The organism is Streptomyces bugieae (genome assembly GCF_036352915.1).
Lineage (GTDB): Bacteria > Actinomycetota > Actinomycetes > Streptomycetales > Streptomycetaceae > Streptomyces > Streptomyces endophytica.
The window spans coordinates 1-22,038 of the sequence record NZ_JAZBJP010000029.1; the positions used below are offsets into that span (position 1 = coordinate 1).

At 73.1% G+C, this 22,038-nt stretch carries 21 protein-coding genes; 13 read left to right on the forward strand and 8 right to left on the reverse strand.

Going from position 1 to position 22,038, the window contains the following annotated elements; all coding sequences use genetic code 11:
* Window positions 1-159 precede the first annotated feature (159 nt).
* Window positions 160-1,203, forward strand: coding sequence for a J domain-containing protein (locus V2J85_RS30855; RefSeq protein WP_330823418.1), 1,044 nt, complete (start codon window positions 160-162; stop codon window positions 1,201-1,203).
* A gap of 10 nt (window positions 1,204-1,213) precedes the next feature.
* Window positions 1,214-1,558 (forward strand): rhodanese-like domain-containing protein, encoded by a 345-nt coding sequence (locus V2J85_RS30860; protein WP_261956729.1) that lies wholly within the window; start codon window positions 1,214-1,216, stop codon window positions 1,556-1,558.
* A gap of 211 nt (window positions 1,559-1,769) precedes the next feature.
* On the opposite strand, the gene V2J85_RS30865 is transcribed toward V2J85_RS30860, so the two are convergent.
* The 6 genes from V2J85_RS30865 to paaA all read right to left on the reverse strand — a co-directional run bounded on the left by V2J85_RS30865 (window position 1,770) and on the right by paaA (window position 6,760).
* On the reverse strand, window positions 1,770-2,903 hold the full coding sequence (locus tag V2J85_RS30865; protein WP_261956730.1) for an acyl-CoA dehydrogenase family protein: 1,134 nt from the start codon (window positions 2,901-2,903) through the stop codon (window positions 1,770-1,772).
* Between the two features lie 246 nt (window positions 2,904-3,149).
* Window positions 3,150-4,193: a 1,2-phenylacetyl-CoA epoxidase subunit PaaE gene (paaE, locus tag V2J85_RS30870; RefSeq protein WP_261956731.1), complete on the reverse strand. Its 1,044-nt coding sequence runs from the start codon at window positions 4,191-4,193 to the stop codon at window positions 3,150-3,152.
* A complete protein-coding gene (gene paaD / locus V2J85_RS30875) occupies window positions 4,193-4,753 on the reverse strand; it encodes a 1,2-phenylacetyl-CoA epoxidase subunit PaaD (RefSeq protein ID WP_261956732.1) in 561 nt (186 codons plus the stop codon). Before paaD ends, paaE begins: the two co-directional genes overlap by 1 nt.
* Complete coding sequence (gene paaC / locus V2J85_RS30880) at window positions 4,747-5,466, reverse strand: 1,2-phenylacetyl-CoA epoxidase subunit PaaC (protein ID WP_261956733.1); 720 nt, start codon at window positions 5,464-5,466, stop codon at window positions 4,747-4,749. Before paaC ends, paaD begins: the two co-directional genes overlap by 7 nt.
* The gene (gene paaB, locus V2J85_RS30885) at window positions 5,463-5,813 is read right to left on the reverse strand and encodes a 1,2-phenylacetyl-CoA epoxidase subunit PaaB (RefSeq protein ID WP_261956734.1); all 351 of its coding nucleotides are present in this window, start codon (window positions 5,811-5,813) and stop codon (window positions 5,463-5,465) included. The genes paaC and paaB overlap by 4 nt, the downstream gene beginning before the upstream one ends.
* On the reverse strand, window positions 5,810-6,760 hold the full coding sequence (gene paaA, locus V2J85_RS30890; protein ID WP_261956735.1) for a 1,2-phenylacetyl-CoA epoxidase subunit PaaA: 951 nt from the start codon (window positions 6,758-6,760) through the stop codon (window positions 5,810-5,812). Before paaA ends, paaB begins: the two co-directional genes overlap by 4 nt.
* Before the next feature lie 168 nt (window positions 6,761-6,928).
* Between paaA and V2J85_RS30895 the strand changes: the two genes are divergently transcribed.
* The 3 genes from V2J85_RS30895 to V2J85_RS30905 are packed head-to-tail and all read left to right on the forward strand — an operon-like array spanning window position 6,929 to window position 9,731.
* Window positions 6,929-7,600 (forward strand): DUF5819 family protein, encoded by a 672-nt coding sequence (locus V2J85_RS30895; protein WP_419836852.1) that lies wholly within the window; start codon window positions 6,929-6,931, stop codon window positions 7,598-7,600.
* Complete coding sequence (locus V2J85_RS30900) at window positions 7,597-9,060, forward strand: HTTM domain-containing protein (RefSeq protein ID WP_410011308.1); 1,464 nt, start codon at window positions 7,597-7,599, stop codon at window positions 9,058-9,060. The genes V2J85_RS30895 and V2J85_RS30900 overlap by 4 nt, the downstream gene beginning before the upstream one ends.
* Window positions 9,057-9,731 (forward strand): TrmH family RNA methyltransferase, encoded by a 675-nt coding sequence (locus V2J85_RS30905; RefSeq protein ID WP_261956738.1) that lies wholly within the window; start codon window positions 9,057-9,059, stop codon window positions 9,729-9,731. Before V2J85_RS30900 ends, V2J85_RS30905 begins: the two co-directional genes overlap by 4 nt.
* 86 nt (window positions 9,732-9,817) lie before the next feature.
* Here V2J85_RS30905 and paaN read toward each other — a convergent pair whose 3' ends face one another.
* Window positions 9,818-11,500, reverse strand: coding sequence for a phenylacetic acid degradation protein PaaN (paaN, locus tag V2J85_RS30910; protein WP_261956739.1), 1,683 nt, complete (start codon window positions 11,498-11,500; stop codon window positions 9,818-9,820).
* A 146-nt stretch (window positions 11,501-11,646) separates the two neighbouring features.
* Here paaN and V2J85_RS30915 point away from each other — a divergent pair, with 146 nt between their 5' ends.
* Together V2J85_RS30915 and V2J85_RS30920 are read left to right on the forward strand one after the other, a co-directional pair.
* Window positions 11,647-13,173 (forward strand): 3-hydroxyacyl-CoA dehydrogenase, encoded by a 1,527-nt coding sequence (locus V2J85_RS30915; protein ID WP_330823425.1) that lies wholly within the window; start codon window positions 11,647-11,649, stop codon window positions 13,171-13,173.
* Window positions 13,170-13,760 (forward strand): TetR/AcrR family transcriptional regulator, encoded by a 591-nt coding sequence (locus V2J85_RS30920; RefSeq protein ID WP_330823427.1) that lies wholly within the window; start codon window positions 13,170-13,172, stop codon window positions 13,758-13,760. The genes V2J85_RS30915 and V2J85_RS30920 overlap by 4 nt, the downstream gene beginning before the upstream one ends.
* Before the next feature lie 74 nt (window positions 13,761-13,834).
* Here V2J85_RS30920 and V2J85_RS30925 read toward each other — a convergent pair whose 3' ends face one another.
* Complete coding sequence (locus tag V2J85_RS30925) at window positions 13,835-14,359, reverse strand: Lrp/AsnC family transcriptional regulator (protein ID WP_261956742.1); 525 nt, start codon at window positions 14,357-14,359, stop codon at window positions 13,835-13,837.
* A 225-nt stretch (window positions 14,360-14,584) separates the two neighbouring features.
* Between V2J85_RS30925 and pdhA the strand changes: the two genes are divergently transcribed.
* The 6 genes from pdhA (at window position 14,585) to V2J85_RS30955 (ending at window position 21,961) form a co-directional block, all read left to right on the forward strand.
* On the forward strand, window positions 14,585-15,775 hold the full coding sequence (pdhA, locus tag V2J85_RS30930) for a pyruvate dehydrogenase (acetyl-transferring) E1 component subunit alpha (RefSeq protein WP_261956743.1): 1,191 nt from the start codon (window positions 14,585-14,587) through the stop codon (window positions 15,773-15,775).
* Entirely contained in the window at window positions 15,772-16,806 is a 1,035-nt protein-coding gene (locus V2J85_RS30935) for an alpha-ketoacid dehydrogenase subunit beta (protein ID WP_261956744.1), read from the forward strand. The genes pdhA and V2J85_RS30935 overlap by 4 nt, the downstream gene beginning before the upstream one ends.
* Complete coding sequence (locus tag V2J85_RS30940; protein ID WP_330823429.1) at window positions 16,806-18,266, forward strand: dihydrolipoamide acetyltransferase family protein; 1,461 nt, start codon at window positions 16,806-16,808, stop codon at window positions 18,264-18,266. The genes V2J85_RS30935 and V2J85_RS30940 overlap by 1 nt, the downstream gene beginning before the upstream one ends.
* Window positions 18,267-18,357: 91 nt before the next feature.
* Complete coding sequence (locus V2J85_RS30945) at window positions 18,358-19,242, forward strand: molybdenum cofactor guanylyltransferase (RefSeq protein ID WP_261956746.1); 885 nt, start codon at window positions 18,358-18,360, stop codon at window positions 19,240-19,242.
* Window positions 19,239-20,822, forward strand: a complete 1,584-nt coding sequence (locus V2J85_RS30950) for a molybdopterin molybdotransferase MoeA (protein WP_330823430.1) — start codon at window positions 19,239-19,241, stop codon at window positions 20,820-20,822. The genes V2J85_RS30945 and V2J85_RS30950 overlap by 4 nt, the downstream gene beginning before the upstream one ends.
* Window positions 20,819-21,961 carry a potassium channel family protein gene (locus V2J85_RS30955; RefSeq protein WP_330823431.1) on the forward strand — a complete coding sequence of 381 codons (1,143 nt, stop codon included), beginning with the start codon at window positions 20,819-20,821 and terminating at the stop codon, window positions 21,959-21,961. The genes V2J85_RS30950 and V2J85_RS30955 overlap by 4 nt, the downstream gene beginning before the upstream one ends.
* The last annotated feature ends 77 nt before the right edge of the window (window positions 21,962-22,038 follow it).

The window sequence follows — 22,038 nt, forward strand, 5'->3', positions numbered from 1 at the left end:
GGGGTGGGGCGGGGCGGGGGAGGGGCCCCAGGGGGAAGGCAGCAGGGAAAGGCGAAGTTCCGGCCTCTCCGGGCCAACAGGCCCAAGGCATGGAGTGACGGAAGCGCCCGGCCGGTGGCGAGGGAGGGCGGGGGTGTGCTCGGGCCGTACGCTGACCGGGTGACGAACTCGCACGCGGACAACACACAGGACGACCAGCACCGAGCGGACGGGCCGGACACGGCGGCTGCCCTGGGGGATCCGCAGGCGTCGGATGCCCGCGACGGCGATCAGGGCTCCCCGACCGCCGGCACGGACGCACAGCCGGCCCCGCCTGACGGCTCCGGCTCGTCCGGCGATGTCGCCCCGTCGGGCGCATCCGGCCAGGGCGCATCCCCTGACCGGGACTCCCACGGTCAGCAGTCTTCCTCCCCCAGCCAAGACGCCGCCGATGAGGGCACGCGGCGGCTGGCCAAGGCCGTGTTGGCGGCGGAGCAGGCGTTGATCGAGTTCGAGATCGCGGTGGAGACGTTCCGGGTGGAGGTGGAGAACTTCTCCCGGCTGCACCATCAGCGGCTCGGCCCCATGTACGCGCGGCTGGACGAGCTGGACGCGCAGATCGCCGAGGCGGTGGCAGCGCGTACCGGCGACCCCGAGGACATCCGTAAGGCGCGCGAGGCGCGGGCTTCGGTGCTGCCGATGCCCGAGGTGGAAGAGCTGTTCCACGGCTGGATGGGGTCGGACGGTCTGTTCCCCGAGGCGCAGGCGATGCTCACCGAGCAGTCGGTGCAGCCGCCGCAGAAGGTGCGGCCCAGCGAGGAGGTCCGTAAGGCCTACCGCGAACTCGTCCGCAAGGCCCACCCCGACCTGGCGCGGGACGATGCGGAGCGGGCGCGGCGGGATGAGTTCATCGCGCGGGTCAACGCGGCGTACGGCCGGGGTGACGAGGCGGCGCTGCAGGAGCTCGCGCGGGAGTGGGAGGCCGGTCCGGCGCCGGCCGAGGAGCGGCTCAGCGAGAGTGAGGAGCTCTACGCCCGCCTGGAGTGGCTGGCCACGCGCAAGGAGCTGCTGGCGGCCGTTGCCGCCGAGCTGGAGGAGAGCGCGATCGGCGCGATGATCAAGATGGCGCCGGAGGACCCGGACCGGCTGCTGGACGAGATCGCCGAGAAGCTGCTCGCCGACGTCGCAGAACGTGAGGCGTACCTCGCGCAGCTGGTCGGGTAGCGTCGGGACCATGCAATTTGGTTCTGTACCCACCGTCGATGTCGACGCGCTCTCGGCCGAGGCCTTCCTTCTGGACGTGCGGGAGGACGACGAGTGGCAGGCGGGGCATGCTGAAGGTGCGCTGCACATCCCGATGAGCGAGTTCGTCGCCCGCTACGGGGAGTTGACCGAGAAGGCGCCGGAGGGCGACAAGATCTACGTCCTGTGCCGCGTCGGTGGCCGTTCGGCGCAGGTGGCGCAGTACCTGATCCAGCAGGGCGTCGACGCGGTGAACGTCGCGGGCGGCATGCAGGCGTGGGAGGCCGCCGGACGTCCCGTTTCGGACGGTAAGGGCGGAGCGGGGACGGTCATCTAGCTGCCCGGTTCCCGGCCGGCCAGGCTGGGGCGGCCGGTGCCTGCGTGGCACAGCTGGACGACCTCCGCTGTGCACCTGTGTTCACCTGGCCGCTGCCCGGTGCGGGGCAGCGTCGCCACGCCCCCTTCCATCCCCTCCCCTCCCGGGCGAGAGGGCGAGCATGAGCCAGCCCGGCCAGCCCGGCCAGCCCGCGCGGCCTCCGCGCCGCGGCTCACCCCAGTGGATGCACCGCGAGCAGGTCGCCGAGGGCCTCTTCGTGGGCGGCGGCGGGGCCGAGGGAGAGTTCGAGCTGCTTGGCCCAGGCGTGGTAGCGGTGCAGCGGGTAGTCGGTGTCGGCGCCGAACCCGCCGTGCAGGTGCTGGGCGGTCTGGACGACGCGGCGTACGCCCTCGGAGGCCCAGATCTTGGCGACCGCGATGTCACCGGCCGGTGGGAGCGGGCCGGCTGCGTCGGCGGTGAGGCGCCAGGCGGCCTGCCAGAGGGTGGCCTCCATCGCGCGCAGGTCGATGAAGCGGTCGGCGGCCTGGACCGCCACGGCCTGGAAGGTGGCCAGCGGGAAGCCGAACTGTTCGCGCTTGCCGGTGTACTCGCTGGTCATGGCGAGTACCCGTTCGCCGAGTCCCAGGGCCAGGGCGCAGGTGCCGAGGGTCAGGAGATGGCGGAGGGATTCCCAGGCGGCCGGGTCCGTCAGCGTTTCGGTGGCGCTGATACGGACGGAGTCGAGCCGGACCTCGGCCTGGCGCTCGCCGCTGGTCGAGATCTGGTCGGCGAGCGTGACGCCGGGGTGGGTGCGGGGGACGAGGGCGAGGACGGCATTGCCCTCTGCGGTGTGTGCGGGCAGCAGGATCCGGTCGGCGGTGGCGGCCCAGGGGACGGCGGTCTGGGCGCCGTCGAGGATCCAGTGGGTGCCCTCCTGGGTGGCGCGGACGGCGAGCTCGGCCGGTTCATGGCCCGTACGGCCGGCGGCGGCGACGGTGACGACGAGGTCGCCGGTGACGATCTGCGGCAGTACGTCCGTACGGAGCGCGGCATCGGTGTACCGCTGGAGGGTGAGCGCCGCAGCGCCGGACTCCAGCAGGGGCACGCGGGCCAGTACCTTCGCCGATTCGCGCAGAACGAGACAGAGCGCTATCGGGTCGAGGCCCGCGCCGCCGTGCTCCGGCGCGATGAGCAGGCCCAGCAGGTCGGCGTCGGCGAGCTTGCGCCACAGTGCGCGGTCGAAGTCGTCGGCGACCGCTCCGGTGGTGAGTGCCGGGCTGGGTACGTCGTCCGGAGCGGTCCCCGAGAAGACGGCCCGTGCCGCCTCGACGGCGGCCTGTTGCTCCTCGGTGAAGGTGAAGTCCACTGCCTGTCCTTCCTTCCGCACGGCACCACGACCTGACGGGCCGTCAAGTCAGGCGTCAAGGTAGAACATGTTTCAGGAATTGGGAATGGCAATGGTGGTGGTGAAGGGACGCCCGCGCCGAGCCCCGAGCCGCCCCGGGCTCGCTGACTCCCCCGACGTGGTCGCTCGAAGGACGGGGGACGGCCCAGGGCGTGGACGACCCAAGGCGTGGGCGGCCCATGCGGGCAGGAGGTCCGTAGTCGCCCCCTACCGGTCGAAGTCCAGCTCCACCTTCTCCGTGGCCGGGTGGGACTGGCAGGCGAGGACGTAGCCGGCGTCGACCTCGTCGGATTCGAGGGCGAAGTTGCGGTCCATGCGTATTTCGCCGGAGACCAGGAAGGCCCGGCAGGTGCCGCAGACGCCACCCTTGCAGGCGTAGGGGGCGTCGGCGCGGTTGCGGAGGACGGCTTCGAGGAGTGATTCGCCGTCGTGGACGGGCCAGGTGCCGGAGCGGCCGTCGAGGGTGGCGGTCACCGTGCTGTGGGCGGGGGCCTTGGCCGCGGGCGCGGTCGGGGCGCCGTTGTCGACGTGGAAGATCTCTTCGTGGATGCGGTTACGGGGTACGCCGAGGGCGCGCAGGGCGCGTTCGGCGCCCTGGACCAGGCCGTACGGGCCGCAGAGGTACCAGCCGTCGATGGCGTCGGTCTTCAGGAGGGCGGGCAGCAGGGTGCGGAGCCGGTCCTCGTCCAGGCGGCCGGAAGGCAGGCCGGCCTGCTGTTCCTCGCGGGAGAGGGTGTGGATCAGCTGGAAGCGGTCGGGATACCGGTCCTTCAGGTCGGCGACCTCCTCCAGGAACATCGTCGAGGCCGCGGTGCGGTCGCTGCGGATCAGGCAGAAGCGGGCGTCGGGCTGCTGCGCGAGGAGGGTGGTGGCGATGGACAGCACGGGGGTGATGCCGCTGCCGCCGACGATCCCGACGAAGTGCCCGGGGCGCGGGGCGAGGACGAACCGGCCGGCCGGGGCCATCACCTCCACCGTGTCGCCGACCGCCAGCTCCTTGAGTGCGTAGGTCGAGAAGGCGCCGTCCTCGACGTGCCGGATGCCGACGCGCAGGACGGGCTCGTCGGTGGCCGGGGTGCAGATGGAGTACGTACGGCGGGTCTCCTGGCCGTCGACCGTTCTGCGCAGCGCGATGTGCTGCCCGGGGGTGTGCCGGAAGGCGCTGCGGAGTTCGGGCGGGACGGTGAAGGTGACGGCCACCGCGTCGTCCGTGAGCCGCTCGACCTCCTGGACCCGGAGCGGGTGGAACATCACAACTCCTTGAAGTGGTCGAAGGGTTCGCGGCAGGACTCGCAGCGGCGCAGCGCCTTGCAGGCCGTGGAGGAGAACCGGCTCAGCAGGGTGGTGTCGGTCGATCCGCAGTGCGGGCAGCGGATCGTGAGGTCGACGGAGATCGGTCCGCCGGCCGGGCCGGCCGGGCGCGGTGGGGCGATGCCGAAGTCCTCCAGCTTGCGGCGGCCCTCGGCGGTGATGGCGTCCGTGGTCCAGGGCGGGCTGAGGACCGTACGGACCTCGACGTCGGGTATGCCGTGGTCGTGGAGTATCCGCTCGATGTCGGCGGACATGGCCTCGATGGCGGGGCAGCCGGTGTAGGTGGGGGTGAGCTCGACCTCTACGCGGTCGGGGGCGGTCAGCCGCAGATCGCGCAGGACGCCGAGCTCGGCGAGGGTGAGGACGGGCAGCTCGGGGTCGGGAACGGAGCCGGCCAGTGCCAGCAGTTCCGCTTCGAGGGCCGTGCCGGCCGTGGTGGGCCTGCCGGCCGAGGTGGGTGCGTCGGCCCTCGTGGCCGTGGTGTCGCCGGTGGTCACCATGTCGCCCCCGGGTGGCTGCGGTGGAGGTGCTGCATCTCGGCGAGCAGCCGTCCGAACGGTTCGGTGTGCAGGCCCTGGCGGCCCGCGCCGGCGGTCCAGGCGCCGCGCTGCGGTCCTTCGGGGAGGCGGAGGGTGGCCTGCTCGACGGTGGCGGTGATGCGGGTGGTCCACACGTCGTGGAACGTGGCCCAGGGCAGCGATTCCAGTCCGGGCACCGGCTCGAACATCTCGCCCGTGAAGCGCCAGAGGGCGTCCAGGGCGTGCTGCATGCGGGTGCGGCTCTCGTCGGTGCCGTCGCCCAGCCGGAGGGTCCACTGGGTGGCGTGGTCGCGGTGGTAGGCGACCTCTTTGACGGCCTTGCCGGCCAGGGGAGCCAACTCGGTGTCCCCGTCCGCCAGTTGCTCGAAGAGCAGCTCCTGGTAGGTGGAGAAGTAGAGCTGGCGGGCGATGGTGTGCGCGAAGTCGCCGTTGGGCTGCTCGACGAGCTGGAGGTTGCGGAACTCCCGCTCCTCGCGCAGATACGCCAGCTCGTCCTCGTCGCCGGCCAGGGAGAGCAGCACCCGGGCCTGGCCGAGGAGGTCCAGCGCGATGTTGGCCAGCGCCACCTCCTCCTCCAGGACCGGGGCCTGACCGGCCCACTCGCCCAGGCGGTGGGAGAGGATCAGCGCATCGTCCCCGAGGGGCAGGGCGGGGGTGGTCACGGTGTCCCTCACAGGTGGTGCACCCCCTCCGGGATCTCGTAGAAGGTCGGGTGGCGGTAGGGCTTGTCGCCGGCCGGCTCGAAGAAGGCGTCCTTCTCGTCCGGGGAGGAGGCGGTGATCTGGGCGGAGGGGACCACCCAGAGGGAGACGCCTTCGGAGCGCCGGGTGTAGAGGTCGCGGGCGTTGCGCAGTGCCATCTCGGCGTCCGGGGCGTGGAGGCTGCCGGCGTGGGTGTGCGACAGGCCGCGGCGGCTGCGGACGAAGACCTCCCACAGGGGCCAGTCGGTGGGGCGGGCGTCCGCCGCTTCGGCGGGGGCGCCGGAGGCGGTGGTCTCCGCGGGGCGGGGTGTCGTCGTCATCGTCCGGCCTTCCCGTGCTTGGCCGCGTGTGCGGCGGCTGCCTCGCGCACCCAGGCGCCTTCTTCGTGGGCCCGTCGGCGGCGGTTGATCCGCTGCTCGTTGCAGGGGCCGTTGCCCTTGAGGACCTCGCGGAACTCGGTCCAGTCGATCGAGCCGAAGTCGTAGTGACCGCGGTCCTCGTTCCACACCAGGTCGGGGTCGGGGAGGGTGAGGCCGAGGGCCTCGGCCTGGGGGACGCAGATGTCGACGAAGCGCTGGCGGAGCTCGTCGTTGGAGTGCCGCTTGATCTTCCAGGCCATGGACTGGGCGGAGTGCGACGACTCGTCGTCCGGTGGGCCGAACATCATCAGGGAGGGCCACCACCAGCGGTCGACTGCGTCCTGTGCCATCGCGTGCTGGGCGTCGGTGCCGCGGCTGAGGGTCAGCAGGAGCTCGTAGCCCTGGCGCTGGTGGAAGGACTCCTCCTTGCAGACGCGGACCATCGCGCGGGCGTAGGGGCCGTAGGAGCACCGGCACAGCGGGACCTGGTTGGTGATCGCGGCGCCGTCCACCAGCCAGCCGATGGCTCCGACGTCCGCCCAGGTCAGGGTCGGGTAGTTGAAGATCGAGGAGTACTTCTGGCGGCCGGTGTGGAGCTTGTCGAGGAGCTCGTCGCGGCTCGCGCCGAGGGTTTCGGCGGCGCTGTAGAGATACAGGCCGTGGCCGGCCTCGTCCTGCACCTTGGCCATCAGGATCGCCTTGCGGCGCAGGGAGGGCGCGCGGGTGATCCAGTTGGCCTCCGGCTGCATGCCGATGATCTCGGAGTGGGCGTGCTGCGCTATCTGCCGCACGAGTGTGGAGCGGTACGCCTCCGGCATCCAGTCCCGTGGTTCGATCCGCTCGTCCGCGGCCACGGTGGCGTCGAATGCGGCCTCCTGAGCCGCCTCCTCCGGCGCGATCGTCGTCATGTTGTGCCCCCTCGCTCCCGACCGACCGATCGTTCGGTTCAATGGTGAGTGGGCGGGCAGCGGGTGTCAAGCCTGTGGATAACCCGGGGGAGGGTGTGCCCGGTGGGGCCGCGTAGGTACGGTTCCGGAGCGGAGTTGACCGCATGGGTTTACGGGAACGGGGCGGGAATGCAGTCATACGGGGACGAATCGCGGCCTTTGGCCGCGCTGTCGCTACCCTCGCGGATCGTCATAGGCGTGGCGGCCGTCGCCGTCGCCGTCATCGTCGCGATTCATCTCGCCATGATGTTTCTGCACGTCGCGCCGCAGAACACGCTCAGCAAGCAGCAGGGCTCCCTGATCAGCGACTACGTCTATCCCGAGTACGAACAGAACTGGAAGCTGTTCGCGCCCAACCCCCTCCAGCAGAACGTCGCGGTCCAGGTCCGCGCGCAGGTCCGCGCCGAGGACGGCAGCAGCCGCACCACCGACTGGACCGACCTGACCGCCCGTGACGGCCGGGCCATACTCCACAACCCGCTGCCCAGCCACACCGAGCAGAACCAGCTGCGCCGGGGCTGGGAGCTCTTCGTCAACAGCCACAACGCCCAGGGCCGCCCGATCGGCACCCGCGGCGAGCTGGCCGAGCGCTACATCCGGCGGATCGTGATGTTCCGGATGCAGGGCGAGTGGACCGCGGCCGGCGGCCGGGTCGAGCGCATCCAGGTCCGCTCCCGTACGGCCGCGGTCAGCCCGCCGCCGTGGAGCACCGAGAAGATCAGCGACAAGCCCGTGTACCGCGTGCAGCCCTGGTGGCAGATCACCTCGGCCGACCTCCCCGAGGGGGCGAACAGCCAGTGACGTCGCCGACGCCCCAGCAGCCCCGGAGCACCTCGCAGCCCACGCACACCACGGAGCCCACAGACGTGTCGCAGCAAGCGCACGCACCCCACGCCCCCCAGGCCCCCGCCGCGCCCCCGGCCCTCTACGAGGAGACCCGGATCGAGCGCGCCATCGGCCGCCTCTTCGGCCGCGCCACCGGCCGCGCGCTGGCCCCGTACCAGACCGCCGTGATCCGGATCGGCTTCTCGGCGACCTGGCTGCTGTTCCTGCTGCGCGAGTGGCCGCACCGCCTCACGCTCTACGGGCCCGACAGCCCCTGGAGCCTGGACATGGCGCGCCGCCTCCTGGACGCCAACCACGCCTTCTCCATGCTGCTGTGGTCCGACGGCCGCGGCTGGTTCGAGTGCGTCTACCTGATGGCCGTCGCGTCCAGCGCGGCGCTGCTGCTCGGCTGGCGCACCCGCACCATGTCGGTCCTCTTCATGCTCGGCGTGATCTCGCTGCAGAACCGCAGCGTCTTCATAGGGGACGGTGGCGACAACGTCATCCACCTGATGTCGATGTATCTCGTGCTCACCCGGTGCGGCCAGGTCTGGTCGCTGGACGCACGCCGCGCCAAGCGCGCCCGGGCCGCGGCGGAGGCGGAGGCAGCCGCGGCCGGCGAGGAGGCCGGCGGGGAGGCGCTCGACGGGGCGCAGACCGCCGCACACATGCCGGGAGCGGGCCGCGGACGCGATCTGACCGGCATCGTCCTGTGGGCCGTGCTCGGCCTCGCCCTCGCCGTCGCGCAGCTCACCGGCAGCTACGCCCTCCTGTGGTTCGACAACGGCCCGTTCCCGCACATCGGCTGGAGCCTGGTCCTGTGGGGCCTGTGGGCCGCGCACGCCCTCTGGTGGGCGGTCCAGCGCTACGCACCGGGGGAGCCGCGCACCGTCCTGGACACCCTCACCAAGCTCGCCCACAACGGCGCACTGCTGGTGATCATGGTCGAGGTCTGCCTCGTCTACTCCACCGCCGGCTGGTACAAGATCCAGGGCTCCCGCTGGCAGGACGGCACTGCGGTCTACTACCCGATGCACCTGGACTACTTCTCCCCTTGGCCCGCGCTCTCCCAGCTGCTCGGCAGCAACGGCCTGATGGTCATGCTGATCACCTACGGCACGGTGATCGTCCAGGTGGCCTTCCCCTTCACGCTCTTCAACCGCCGGCTCAAGAACGTGCTCCTGGTCATCATGATCTGCGAGCACCTCTCGATCGCGTTCCTGCTGGGACTGCCGTTCTTCTCGCTCGCCATGATCGCCGCGGACGCGGTCTTCCTGCCGACGAACTTCCTGACCTGGGTCTCCGCCCGCGTCTCCGGCCTGCGCGAACGGCTTTTCCCGCGCGCCGTCCCGGCCGGCCCGGACGGCGGCCCCGGAGGCGGTGAACCCCCGGCCCGTACGGACCACGGCGGCGGTGGCCATACGCTCGTGGGGTGAGCAGCGAGAAAACCGCCCCCGCCGAGCCCCTCCAGTACGACGAGGGCTACGGGGCCCAGATCGGCGTCGGGCCGCATCCGGAGCCCTGGCCGCAGGACGACCGTTACGACCCGGAGCTGCTCGCGCACGGCGACCGCCGCAACGTCGTCGACCACTACCGCTACTGGACGCGCGAGGCGATCGTCGCGGACCTCGACACCCGTCGCCACGACTTCCACGTGGCGGTCGAGAACTGGGGCCACGACTTCAACATCGGCTCCGTCGTGCGCACCGCGAACGCGTTCCTGGCCAAGGAGGTCCACATCGTCGGCCAGCGGCGCTGGAACCGGCGCGGGGCGATGGTGACCGACCGCTACCAGCACGTCCGTCACCACCCGGACACCGCGGACCTCACCGCCTGGGCCACCGCCGAGGGACTGCCGATCATCGGGATCGACAATCTCCCGGGGTCCGTGCCGCTGGAGACGACCGAGCTGCCGCGGCGTTGTGTGCTCCTCTTCGGCCAGGAGGGCCCGGGGCTGACCGAGGAGGCACGGCGCCACGCCTCGCTGGTCTGCTCGATCGCGCAGTTCGGCTCGACCCGCTCGATCAACGCGGGGGCGGCGGCCGCCATCGCGATGCACGCCTGGATCGGCCGCCACGCACGGATCGACGGGCCGGACGCCGGCTGACCGGCGCCGGCCCCGGCCACGTCACGCGGGCCGGCGCCCGGCCCGGCTCACGTCATGCGGTCCGGCGGCCCGGCCCCCGGCGCACGTCATGCGGGCCGGCGCACCTCCACCATCCGGAAGCGGCTGGCCACGAACGCGCCGTCGCAGAGCACCGCGTTCGCCGCCGGGTTACCGCCGGAGCCGTGGAAGTCCGAGAACGCCGCGGTCTGGTTCACATAGACCCCGCCGGTGAGGTTCAGCGACAGCTGGGCGCACTCCTCCAGGCAGGCGTCCTCCACCAGCCGCTCGACCTCGGCGTCCGTGGTGTACGCGCCGACCGTCATGGCGCCCTTCTCGCGGACCGTCCGCCGCAGCAGCTCCACGGCGTCGGCGGCGGAGTCGACGGCCACCGCGAACGACACCGGCCCGAAGCACTCCGAGAGGTACGCCGCCTCGGAGTCCGGCTTGGCGCCGTCCAGCTTGACGATCACCGGGGTGCGGACCGTCGCCCCGGGGAAGTCGGGGTTGGTCACCTCACGGGAGGCCAGGGCCACCTCGCCGAGTCCGGCCGCGGCCTCGATCCGCTCCTTGACCTGCGGATTGACGATCGCGCCCAGCAGCCCGTTGGCCCGCGCGTCGTCGCCGAGCAGCCCGCTCACCGCGCCCGCGAGGTCGCTGACCACCTCGTCGTACGACTTCGGCCCGGCGTCCGTGGTGATGCCGCCGCGGGGGATCAGCAGGTTCTGCGGGGTGGTGCACATCTGGCCGCTGTAGAGCGACAGGGAGAAGGCGAGGTTGCTGAGCATGCCCTTGTAGTCATCGGTGGAGTCGATGACGACGGTGTTCACGCCGGCCTTCTCGGTGTGGACCTCGGCCTGCCGGGCGTGCGTCTCCAGCCAGTCGCCGAACGCGGTCGAGCCGGTGTAGTCGATGATGCGCACCTCGGGGCGGACGGCCAGCGTCTTGGCCAGGCCCTCGTCCGGCCGGTCCACGGCCAGGCACACCAGGTCGGCGGGGAAGCCGGCGTCGTCGAGGACCTCGCGCGCCACCTTGACGGTCATGGCCAGCGGCAGCACGGCCCGCGGATGCGGCTTGACCAGGACCGGGTTGCCGGTGGCCAGGGAGGCGAACAGGCCGGGGTAGCCGTTCCAGGTCGGGAAGGTGTTGCACCCGATCATCAGGGCCACACCGCGCGGCACGGCCGTGAAGCTCTTGGACAGCTCCAGCGGGTCGCGCTTGCCCTGCGGCTTGGACCAGGCCGCCTGCCCCGGGGTGCGGGTCTGCTCGGCGTACGCGTACGCCACCGCTTCCAGGCCGCGGTCCTGGGCGTGCGGCCCGCCGGCCTGGAACGCCATCATGAACGCCTGGCCGCTGGTGTGCATCACGGCCTGGGCGAACTCATGGGTGCGCGCGCTGATCCGGGCCAGGATCTCCAGACAGACCGCCGCGCGCAGCTCCGGGCCGGCGTCCCGCCAGGCCGGGATCGTGGCGCGCATCGCGGGCAGCAGGACGTCCACGTCCGGGTGCGGATAGCTGATCCCCAGCTCCGGCCCGTAGGGCGAGACCTCCTGGCCCGTCCAGTCGTCCGTGCCGGGCTGGGTGAGCTCGAAGCGCTTGCCGCGCAGCGCCTCGAACGCGGCCGCACCGTCGGCCGCGGCGGTCTCGCCGTACGCCTTGGGGTGCTCGGGGTGCGGGGACCAGTAGGCGCGGGTACGGATTGCCTCCAGCGCCTGGTCGAGGGTCGGACGGTGCTTCTCGATCAACTGCGCTGCGGTCATTTCGGCGGCCATCGATGACCAACTCCTCGTCGAGCCGGGCGGAGAGCGGATAGGGCTGGGAGCGGACAGGGCAACGGAGTTAGAGTAACCGAACGATCGGTCGGGGCAAGAGGGCCCGGCGAGCCTGTGGAAAAGTCGGTCGGGGAGGATCAGCTGGCATGACGGCAATCGGCACCGGCAACACCGTGGCAGTGGTGGGCACCGGCACCATGGGACAGGGAATCGCGCAGGTCGCGCTGGTCGCCGGCCACCGCGTACGGCTCTACGACAGCGCCCCCGGGCGCGCGGAGCAGGCCGCCGGCGCGCTCGTGCGGCGGCTGGACCGGCTGGTGGAGAAGGGCCGGATCACGGCGGCCGAGCGGGACGCCGCGCGCGACCGCCTCTCCCCCGCCACCGCCCTCGCCGAGCTGGCCGACGCCGCGCTGGTCGTCGAGGCGATCCTGGAGGAGCTGAAGCCCAAGCAGGAGCTGTTCAGGTCGCTGGAGGACATCGTCGGCGACGACTGCCTGCTGGCCACCAATACGTCCTCGCTGTCCGTGACCGCGGTCGCCGGCGGCCTGCGCCGCCCCGGCCGCTGCGTGGGCCTGCACTTCTTCAACCCCGCGCCGCTGCTCCCGCTGGTCGAGGTGGTCAGCGGCTTCGCCACGGACGAGGCCGCCGCCGGCGCGGCGTACGACACCGCCGCGGCCTGGGGGAAGAAGCCGGTCCGCTGCGCCGACACCCCCGGTTTCATCGTCAACCGCATCGCCCGCCCCTTCTACGCCGAGGCCCTGCGCGCCTACGAGGAGCGCGTCGCCGACCCGGCCACCATCGACGCGGTGCTGCGCGACGGCGCCGGCTTCAAGATGGGGCCGTTCGAGCTGACCGACCTCATCGGGCAGGACGTGAACGAGGCGGTCACCCACTCCGTGTGGCAGTCCTTCTTCCAGGACCCCAAGTTCACCCCCTCGCTGGCGCAGCGCCGCCTGGTGGAGTCCGGGCTGCACGGCCGCAAGGCGGGGCGCGGCTGGTACGACTACTCCGAGGGCGCCCAGCGGCCCGCGCCGCACACCGCGGAGCCCTGCCCGGCCCCGGAGGCCGTCGCCCTGCACGCGCGGCTGCCCGGCCCCGCCGCGGTGCTCCGCGAGCTGATCGAGGAGGCCGGCATCAAGGTCACCCGCGACCGCACGCCGGGCGAGTCGGAGGGCTTCATCCGGCTGCCCGGCGGGGCCTGCCTCGCGCTCACCAACGGCTACCCGGCGACGAGCGTCGTCTACGGCAGGTACATCCGCTTCGATCTCTCGCTCGACTACCGGGCCGCCACCCGGATCGCGCTGGCCGCCTCGGAGACCTGTTCCGAGGCGGACGTCGCGGAGGCGGTCGGGCTGTTCCAGGCGCTGGGCAAGGAGGTCAGCGTGATCGGCGACGTCCCCGGCATGATCGTCGCCCGGACGGTCGCGATGATCATCGACTTCGCCGTGGACGCCGCCGCCCGCGAGGTGGCCACCCCCGAGGACATCGACACGGCCATGCGACTGGGCGTGAACTACCCCGGCGGCCCCATGGAGTGGGTCGAACGGCTCGGCGCCCACTGGGTGTGGGACCTGCTGGACTCGATGCACCACCAGAATGCCGGGGGACGCTACGTGCCGTCCTGGGCGCTGCGGCGCCGTGCGGACCTCGAGGAACAGGTGCTCTCATCATGACCATGGCCAAACGCGACACCTATACGCCCGATTCGCTGCTCGCCGTCGCCGTCGAGGTGTTCATCGAGCGCGGCTACGACGGCACCTCCATGGAGCACCTCTCCAAGGCGGCCGGCATCTCCAAGTCCTCGATCTACCACCACGTGCGCAGCAAGGAAGAGCTGCTGCACCGTGCCATAAGCCGGGCCCTGGACGGCCTCTTCGGCGTGCTGGAGGAGCCGGCGGCCCTCCAGGGGCGGGCGATCGAGCGGCTGGAGCACGTCACCCGCCGGGTGACCGAGGTGCTGATGGACGAACTCCCCTACGTGACGCTGCTGTTGAGGGTGCGCGGGAACACGGACACCGAACGGTGGGCCATGGAGCGCCGCCGGGAGTTCGACCACGAGGTCTCCGCCCTCCTCAAGCAGGCCGCCGCCGACGGCGACCTGCGGGACGACGTGGACGTCCGGCTCGCCACGAGGCTGCTCTTCGGCATGATCAATTCGATCGTCGAGTGGTACCGGCCCGGGCGGGGCGGCACGGCGCGCCGCGACGAGGTCGCCGAGGCCGTGGTGCGCACGGCGTTCGCGGGCCTGCGCCGGCCCTGACGGGGTCCTGTGAGGGCCTGACGTCCTGCGGGGCCCTGACGGGGCCCTGACGGCCGCCCGCGGCGCCGGGCGGCTCACTCCCCCTCGGGCCCGAGATCGGTCTCCTCGAAGACCAGCAGGGTGCGGGTGCTGAGCACCTCCGGTATCGACTGGATACGGGTGAGGACCAGCTCCCGCAGTTCCCGGTTGTCCTTGGTGTGCACCAGCAGCAGCACATCGAAATCGCCGCTGACCAGCGCGATGTGGGTGGCGCCCGGCAGGGCGGTGAGCTGCTTGCGCACGGTCCGCCAGGAGTTCTGCACGATCTTCAGCGTGATGTACGCGGAGGCGCCCTGGCCTGCCCGCTCCTGGTCGACCTGGGCGCTGAAACCGCGGATCACCCCGTCGTCCATCAGCCGGTTGATGCGCGCGTAGGCATTGGCGCGCGAGACGTGGACCCGCTCGGCCACGGAGCGTATCGAGGCCCTGCCGTCGGTCTGCAGCATGCGCAGGATCGACCGGTCGATGGTGTCCAGCGGGCGTGCGGCCGGGGTGGCCGGGGCGGGCGGTTCGGGCGACGGTGGCTGACCGTTGTTATTGGCCATCTGTTCGTCCGGCATATGGTCCCGCCTCCCCTTTGTGGACGCCCTGTCTTCATCTGAAGCTGTGGAGAACCGTTTGTCCACAGGCTGAACCCGCCTGTAGCCAAAATGCATCAGCGACCGAACAATCGGTAGGGAAGGGCTCACCCGCCCCGACCGGTTTCATCCTGCCCATCCGCCGTCCGCCCACCACCCTTCTGCGGCGCCATCGCGCCACCCCTTCGTACCGAGGAGGTGCTCGTCATGACGGTCCTAGAGCAGCCCGGCAGCAGCAGGAACAAGAGCAGCCTGGCCGGCCCGCCGCCCGCGTGGCGCCCGCGCGTCGACCCCGCCCCTCTCCTGCCCGACGAGGAGCCGTACCGCGTCCTCGGTACGGACGCCGCCGCCCGGCTCGAGTCCGGACTGCTGACCCGGCTGTACGCCCAGCTCGTCCGCGGCCGCCGGTACAACGCCCAGGCCACCGCCCTGACCCGGCAGGGACGATTGGCGGTCTATCCGTCCTCCACCGGCCAGGAGGCCTGCGAGGTCGCCGCCGCGCTGGCGCTGGAGGAGCGGGACTGGCTCTTCCCCAGCTACCGCGACACCCTGGCCGCCGTGGCCCGCGGCCTCGACCCCGTCCAGGCACTGACCCTGCTGCGCGGCGACTGGCACTGCGGCTACGACCCGCACGAACACCGCATCGCCCCCCTGTGCACCCCGCTGGCCACCCAGCTCCCCCATGCCGTGGGCCTGGCGCACGCCGCCCGCCTCAAGGGCGACGAGGTGGTGGCGCTGGCCATGGTGGGCGACGGCGGCACGAGCGAGGGCGACTTCCACGAGGCGCTGAACTTCGCGGCGCTCTGGCAGGCCCCGGTCGTCTTCCTGGTGCAGAACAACGGCTTCGCCATCTCCGTGCCGCTCGCCAAGCAGACCGCCGCGCCCTCCCTCGCCCACAAGGCGGTCGGCTACGGCATGCCCGGCCGCCTGGTCGACGGCAACGACGCGCCCGCGATGCACGAAGTGCTCGGCGAGGCCGTCCAGCGCGCCCGCCGGGGCGGCGGCCCCACCCTCGTCGAGGCCGTCACGTACCGCATCGAGGCGCACACCAACGCCGACGACGCCACCCGCTACCGCACCGACGCCGAGGTCGAGACCTGGCGGGCGCACGACCCGATAGCCCTGCTGGAGCACGAGCTGGCCGGCCGCGGCCTGCTGACCGACGAGTTCGTCGCCACCACCCGGGAGAGCGCCGAGCAGCTGGCCGCCGACCTGCGGGAGCGGATGCACGCCGACCCGGTGCTGAACCCGATGGACCTGTTCACCCATGTGTTCGCCGAGCAGACCGGCCAACTGCGCGCCCAGGCGGCGCAGTTGCGCGCCGAGTTGGACGCCGAGGCCGCCGGACACCCCGAGGACGCCGCGGGCACTGCGCCCGCCGAGGAGGCCAGGCCATGACGACCACCGCTCCGGCCACCGCGCGCAAGCCCGCCACCATGGCGCAGGCGCTGACCCGCGCGCTGCGCGACGCCATGGCCGAGGACCCCGCCGTCCATGTGATGGGCGAGGACGTCGGCGCCCTGGGCGGCGTCTTCCGCATCACCGACGGCCTGGCCAAGGAGTTCGGCGAGGACCGCTGCACGGACACCGCGCTCGCCGAGGCCGGCATCCTGGGCACCGCCGTCGGCATGGCGATGTACGGGCTGCGGCCGGTGGTCGAGATGCAGTTCGACGCGTTCGCCTACCCGGCGTTCGAGCAGCTGGTCAGCCATGTCGCCCGGATGCGCAACCGCACCCGCGGCGCGGTCCCGATGCCGCTGACCATCCGCATCCCCTACGGCGGCGGCATCGGCGGCGTCGAGCACCACAGCGACTCCTCCGAGGCCTACTACCTCGCCACCCCGGGGCTCCATGTCGTCACCCCGGCCACCGTCGAGGACGCCTACGGACTCCTGCGGGCCGCCATCGCCTCCGACGACCCGGTCGTCTTCCTGGAGCCCAAGCGGCTGTACTGGTCGAAGGCCGAGTGGTCGCCGGACGCCCCCACCCCGGTCGCGCCCCTGGGCCGGGCCGAGATACGCCGCCGCGGCAGCAGCGCCACCCTGATCACCTACGGCCCCTCGCTGCCCGCCTGCATGGAGGCCGCCGAGGCCGGCCGCGCCGAGGGCTGGGACCTGGAAGTGGTCGATCTGCGCTCCCTGGTGCCGTTCGACGACGAGACGGTCTGCGCGTCCGTACGGCGCACCGGACGGGCCGTGGTCGTCCATGAGGCCGGCGGATTCGGCGGCCCCGGCGGGGAGATCGCCGCGCGGATCACCGAGCGCTGCTTCCACCACCTGGAGGCGCCGGTGCTGCGGGTGACCGGCTTCGACATCCCCTACCCGCCGCCCATGCTGGAGCGGCACCACCTCCCGGGCGTCGACCGGATCCTGGACACCGTCGCGCGCCTGCAGTGGGAGTCGGACTGGACCGAAGGACGTGGTGCGTGATGGCCGTGGTCCGTGAATTCACCCTGCCCGACCTGGGGGAGGGCCTCACCGAGGCGACGATCGTGCAGTGGCTGGTCGAGGTCGGCGAGGTCGTCGCCGTCGACCAGCCGGTGGTCGAGGTCGAGACCGCCAAGGCGATGGTCGAGGTGCCGTGCCCGTACGGCGGCGTGGTGACCGCCCGCTACGGCGACGAAGGCGTCGAAGTCCCGGTCGGCACCCCCCTGGTGACGGTCGCGGTCGGCGCGGTACCGGACGACCTGGCGGAGCGGGCCCCCACGACGGGCGCCGCCAACGGGACGGCGACCGCCCCGGAGACACCGGCCGCCGACGCGGCGGAGAACGGCTCCGGCAACGTCCTGGTCGGGTACGGCACGAGCGCGGCCGCGGCCCGGCGGCGCCGGATCCGCCCCGCGGACGGCGCGCGCCCCGAGACGGGCGGCCCGCAGCCCCCGACCGGAGCGGAGCCCGCCACACCGGCCGAGGAGACCGCGGCGGACCGCCCGGCCCGCGCCGCGGACGCCGACGGCCGTACGGTGCCCGTCATCTCGCCGCTGGTGCGCCGCATGGCGCGGGAGAACGACCTGGACCTGCGGGAGGTGACGGGCACCGGGCCGGACGGCCTGATCCTCCGTACGGACGTCGAGTCCGCGCTCCGCGCCCGCCGCGAGCGCGCGCCGCAGCCGGCCACCGCGGCCGTCCCGGCCGAAGGGACGGTCCCCGCGGGCGCGACCGCCGCCCCTGGTGCCGCCCCAGGCGTCGCCCCCACCCCGGGCGAGGAGCGGATCCCCCTGCGCGGGATGCTCGGCGCGGCCGCCGAGAAGTTCAGCCGCAGCCGCCGAGAGATCCCCGAGGCGACCTGCTGGGTGGACGCGGACGCCACCGAACTCCTCGCCGTCCGCCGGGCGATGAACGTCCCCGGCGCCCCCAAGGTGTCGCTGCTCGCGCTGCTGGCCCGGATCACCACGGCCGCGCTGGCGCGCTTCCCGCAGCTCAACGCCACCGTCGACACCCGCACCCAGGAGATCGTCCGGCTGCCCGCGGTCCATCTCGGCTTCGCCGCGCAGACCGACCGCGGCCTGGTCGTGCCGGTCGTCCGCGACGCCCAGGCCCGTACGGTCGAGGACCTGTCCGCCGAGATGGCGCGGCTCACGGAGACCGCCCGGGCCGGCGGGCTGTCCCTGGCCGAGCTGACCCACGGCACCTTCACCCTCAACAACTACGGCGTCTTCGGCGTCGACGGCTCCACTCCGATCATCAACCACCCGGAGGCGGCGATGCTCGGCGTCGGCCGGATAGCCGCCAAACCGTGGGTGCACGACGGCGAGTTGGCGGTCCGGCAGGTCGTCCAGCTGTCCCTCACCTTCGACCACCGGGTGTGCGACGGCGGTACCGCGGGCGGCTTCCTGCGGTACGTGGCCGACTGCGTCGAGCGGCCCGCGCTGCTGCTGCGGGGCCTGTGAGCCCGGCCCCCTCCGGACCCGGCCCCCGTCGGGCCCGGAGGGGGCCGCACGACACCTGTGTGAGTGCGCCGAGGCCGGCGATACTCAAGGGGTGAACGACCACACCGACCACGACGCGATCGTCCTGGCCGGCGGCGCGGCACGGCGGCTCGGCGGGGCGGACAAGCCCGCCCTGTCCGTCGGCGGCCGCCCGCTCCTGGACCGGGTCCTCGCCGCCTGCCCCGATGCGGCCCGCGCCGTCGTCGTCGGCCCCGCGCGCCCGACCGCCCGCGCCGTGCTGCACGCCCGCGAGGACCCGCCCGGCGGGGGCCCGCTCGCCGCGCTGGACGCCGGCCTGCGGCACACCACCGCCCCCACGGTGCTCGTCCTCTCCGCGGACCTGCCGTTCCTGACCGCCGCGACGGTACGCGCCCTGCTGACGTCCGCCGCCGCCCCGGCGGACGGGGCGCTGCTCCAGGACGCCTCGGGCCGGGACCAGCCGCTGGTCGCGGCCTACCGCACCGAGCCGCTGCGCCGCGCGCTGGCCCGGATCCGTGCCGAGCACGGCACACCGGCCGGCCTGCCGCTGCGCGCCCTGCTGGCCGGCCTGACGCTCGTCCGGGTCCCTGATCCCACCGCCGGCGCCGCCTTCGACTGCGACACCTGGGAAGACCTCGGCGCGGCACGCGCCCGGATCAGGGAGCATGGACACGTGCTGGATGAATGGATCACCGCAGTCAAGGCCGAACTGGGCATCGACCTCGATGTCGACGTGGCGGCGCTACTCGACCTCGCGCGCGACGCGGCGCACGGCGTGGCCCGCCCGGCCGCGCCGCTGACCACCTTCCTGATCGGATACGCGGCGGGCCAACAGGGCCGGGACGTCAAGGAACTGACCGACCGGGCCACCGCCCTGGCGAACCGCTGGGCCGCGGAGGCCGAGCCGCCGGCGGGCTCCGGGGACGCCGCGGGCACCGGAACGAAGCCCGCGGAATGACCGACGGCGAGACCGGCGGGGCGCTCGGCGCCGCCCGGGACGACCGGCGCGGCGACGACCCGTTCGAGGACGCGCTCGCACTGGCCAACCACACCCGCGCAGCGGCCACCGGCCCGGCCCGGCCCCCCGAACCGGGCCACGGCATCCGGTCCGCGGGCGGCCCGCCCACGGCGGCCCCCGGTGCACCCACCGCGCGCGGCAGCCACGACCCGGAGACCGCCACCGGCCCGTCCGGACCTTCCGGCGCCGCGGACGCCGGCCGGTCCCCGGCCTCGGCTCCACACCACCAGCCGCCCGCCACGCCCTGGCAGCGCGCCCGCGAACTCGCCGCGCACGCCGTCCCCGGCCCGCCCGCGCCGACGGCCACCCCGCTCGCCGAGGCACTCGGCCGGACGCTCGCGGTCCCGCTGACCGCCCTCACCGACCTGCCGTCGTTCGACACCTCGGCTATGGACGGCTGGGCGGTCTCCGGCCCCGGCCCCTGGCGCCTCGACCAGCCCGGGGGCGCCGCCGATCCGGGCATCCTCGCAGGTCAGTCCCCTGCCGAGGCCCTCCAGGACGGCCATGCCCTCGCGATCGCGACCGGCGCGCGCATCCCGTCCGGCGCCACCGCCGTACTGCGCAGCGAGCACGGCGAGGTACGCGAACTGCCCGGCGGCGGCCGGCAGCTGCACGCGCCCCGGCCCGTACCGCCGGGCCAGGACATCCGCCCGCGCGGCCAGGAGTGCCGCCGCGGCGACCACCTGCTGCCCGCCGGCGCGCTGGTGACCCCCGCCGTCCTCGGCCTGGCCGCCGCGGCCGGCTACGACGAGCTGACCGCCTACCCCCGGCCGCGGGCCGAAGTGTTCGTCCTGGGCGACGAGTTGCTGGACCACGGGCTGCCGCAGGCCGGCCGGATCCGGGACGCGCTCGGACCGATGCTCGGCCCCTGGCTGCAGGCCCTCGGGGTGGCGGCGGCCGCCCCTCGCCACCTCGCCGATGACGCCGACACGCTGTACGCGGCGCTGGCGGAGTCCACCGCCGACGTGGTGATCACCACCGGTGGCACCGCCGCGGGTCCGGTCGACCATGTGCATCCGACCCTGCACCGCCTCGGCGCCGAGGTGCTGGTGGACGGCGTGGCGGTGCGCCCCGGGCATCCGATGCTGCTGGCCCGGCTGGCCCCGCGCCGGCACCTCGTCGGCCTGCCCGGCAACCCCCTCGCCGCGGTGTCCGGGCTCTGCACGCTGGCCGAGCCGCTGCTGCGGAGCCTCGCCGCCCGCCGGCCGCCCGCCCCGTGCCGTACCCCGTTGACCGCGCCGGTGCACGGGCATCCGCACGACACCCGGCTCGTCCCGGTGGCCTACCGCGACGACGAGCGCTACGGCCTGACGGCCGAACCGCTGCACTTCCACGGCCCGGCCATGCTGCGCGGGATCGCCGCCGCCGATGCGCTGGCGGTCGTCCCGCCCGGCGGCGCCCAGCGCGGCACCGAACTCGAACTCCTGGAACTCCCCTGGTCAGCGGGGTGGTCGGCGGGCGGGCCGGCGGACCGGTCCGCCTTCGGGGACCCGTTCGGCCCGGCCGGAGGCGCCGCGTGAAGCTCCCCTCCCACGACAGCACGGCGCGTGAGGTGCCCGAGGACCGCTCCCACCGCCTGATACTGCCGCGCCGGGCACCGAAGGCGCCGCTGCGACAGGTCGCCCGCCGGCTGATGATGGCGCTGCTGGTGCTGCTGGCGACGGTCTTCATCGTCTGGATGGACCACGAGGAGTACCACGACAACGCCGACGGCACGGTCGACCTGCTCGACTGCTTCTACTACGCCACCGTCACGCTCTCCACGACGGGCTACGGCGACATCGTCCCGTACGGCGACAGCGCGCGGTTGCTGAACATCCTGCTCATCACGCCGCTCCGTGTGCTCTTCCTGATCATCCTGGTCGGTACGACCCTGGAAGTGCTGACCGAACGCACCCGCGAGCAGTGGCAACTCAAACGCTGGAGAAACGCCGTGCGCGACCACACCGTCATCGTCGGCTACGGCACCAAGGGACGGTCCGCCGTGCAGACCCTCCGGGCGACCGGCGTCGGCCGCGACCGCATCGTCCTCGTCGACCCCAGCAGCAAGGTGATCGAGGCGGCGGTGGCCGAAGGGTTCGCCGGGGTCGTCGGCGATGCGACCCGCAGTGACGTGCTGCTGCGCGCCGAGGTCCAGCGCGCCCGGCAGGTCGTCATCGCCACCCAGCGCGACGACACCGCCGTGCTCGTCTCGTTGACCGCCCGTCAGCTCAACAAGCGGGCGCACATCGTCGCGGCGGTGCGGGAGGAGGAGAACGCCCCGCTGCTGCGGCAGTCCGGCGCCGACGCGGTGATCACCTCGGCCAGCGCGGCCGGCCGGCTGCTGGGACTCTCCGTGCACAGCCCCAGCGCGGGCATGGTCATCGAGGACCTGATCCAGCAGGGCAGCGGCCTGGACCTGGTCGAACGCCCGGTGGTGAAGGCCGAGGTGGGCAGGTCCGTGCGGGAGACCGACGACCTGGTCGTGTCCGTGCTGCGCGGCCACCGGCTGCTCGGCTACGACGATCCGGAGGCCAGCCCGTTGCAGAGCACGGACCGGCTGATCACCATCGTCCGGGCCGCCGTGTCGGAGGAGCCGGACCTGCCCGCCAAGCAGTCGGCGCGGCCGACCCTCCCGGGCACCACCGTCTCCCCGATGCGCCGGCTGGACGACGAATGACGGGCCCTTGACCCAGGTCGGGCCGGGGTGATGTGACGACGCGTCCGTGGCCGGCGGCCCCCGTGCCGTCGCTCTGC

Bases quoted from the DNA above. Each gene is read 5' to 3' on its own strand.
- V2J85_RS30860 (WP_261956729.1), top strand. From the start codon at position 1,214: ATGCAATTTGGTTCTGTACCCACCGTCGATGTCGACGCGCTCTCGGCC.
- paaE (WP_261956731.1), bottom strand. From the start codon at position 4,193: ATGTTCCACCCGCTCCGGGTCCAGGAGGTCGAGCGGCTCACGGACGAC.
- paaD (WP_261956732.1), bottom strand. From the start codon at position 4,753: ATGGTGACCACCGGCGACACCACGGCCACGAGGGCCGACGCACCCACC.
- paaB (WP_261956734.1), bottom strand. From the start codon at position 5,813: ATGACGACGACACCCCGCCCCGCGGAGACCACCGCCTCCGGCGCCCCC.
- paaA (WP_261956735.1), bottom strand. From the start codon at position 6,760: ATGACGACGATCGCGCCGGAGGAGGCGGCTCAGGAGGCCGCATTCGAC.
- V2J85_RS30895 (WP_419836852.1), top strand. From the start codon at position 6,929: ATGCAGTCATACGGGGACGAATCGCGGCCTTTGGCCGCGCTGTCGCTA.
- paaN (WP_261956739.1), bottom strand. From the start codon at position 11,500: ATGGCCGCCGAAATGACCGCAGCGCAGTTGATCGAGAAGCACCGTCCG.
- V2J85_RS30915 (WP_330823425.1), top strand. From the start codon at position 11,647: ATGACGGCAATCGGCACCGGCAACACCGTGGCAGTGGTGGGCACCGGC.
- V2J85_RS30920 (WP_330823427.1), top strand. From the start codon at position 13,170: ATGACCATGGCCAAACGCGACACCTATACGCCCGATTCGCTGCTCGCC.
- V2J85_RS30925 (WP_261956742.1), bottom strand. From the start codon at position 14,359: ATGCCGGACGAACAGATGGCCAATAACAACGGTCAGCCACCGTCGCCC.
- pdhA (WP_261956743.1), top strand. From the start codon at position 14,585: ATGACGGTCCTAGAGCAGCCCGGCAGCAGCAGGAACAAGAGCAGCCTG.
- V2J85_RS30935 (WP_261956744.1), top strand. From the start codon at position 15,772: ATGACGACCACCGCTCCGGCCACCGCGCGCAAGCCCGCCACCATGGCG.
- V2J85_RS30940 (WP_330823429.1), top strand. From the start codon at position 16,806: ATGGCCGTGGTCCGTGAATTCACCCTGCCCGACCTGGGGGAGGGCCTC.
- V2J85_RS30950 (WP_330823430.1), top strand. From the start codon at position 19,239: ATGACCGACGGCGAGACCGGCGGGGCGCTCGGCGCCGCCCGGGACGAC.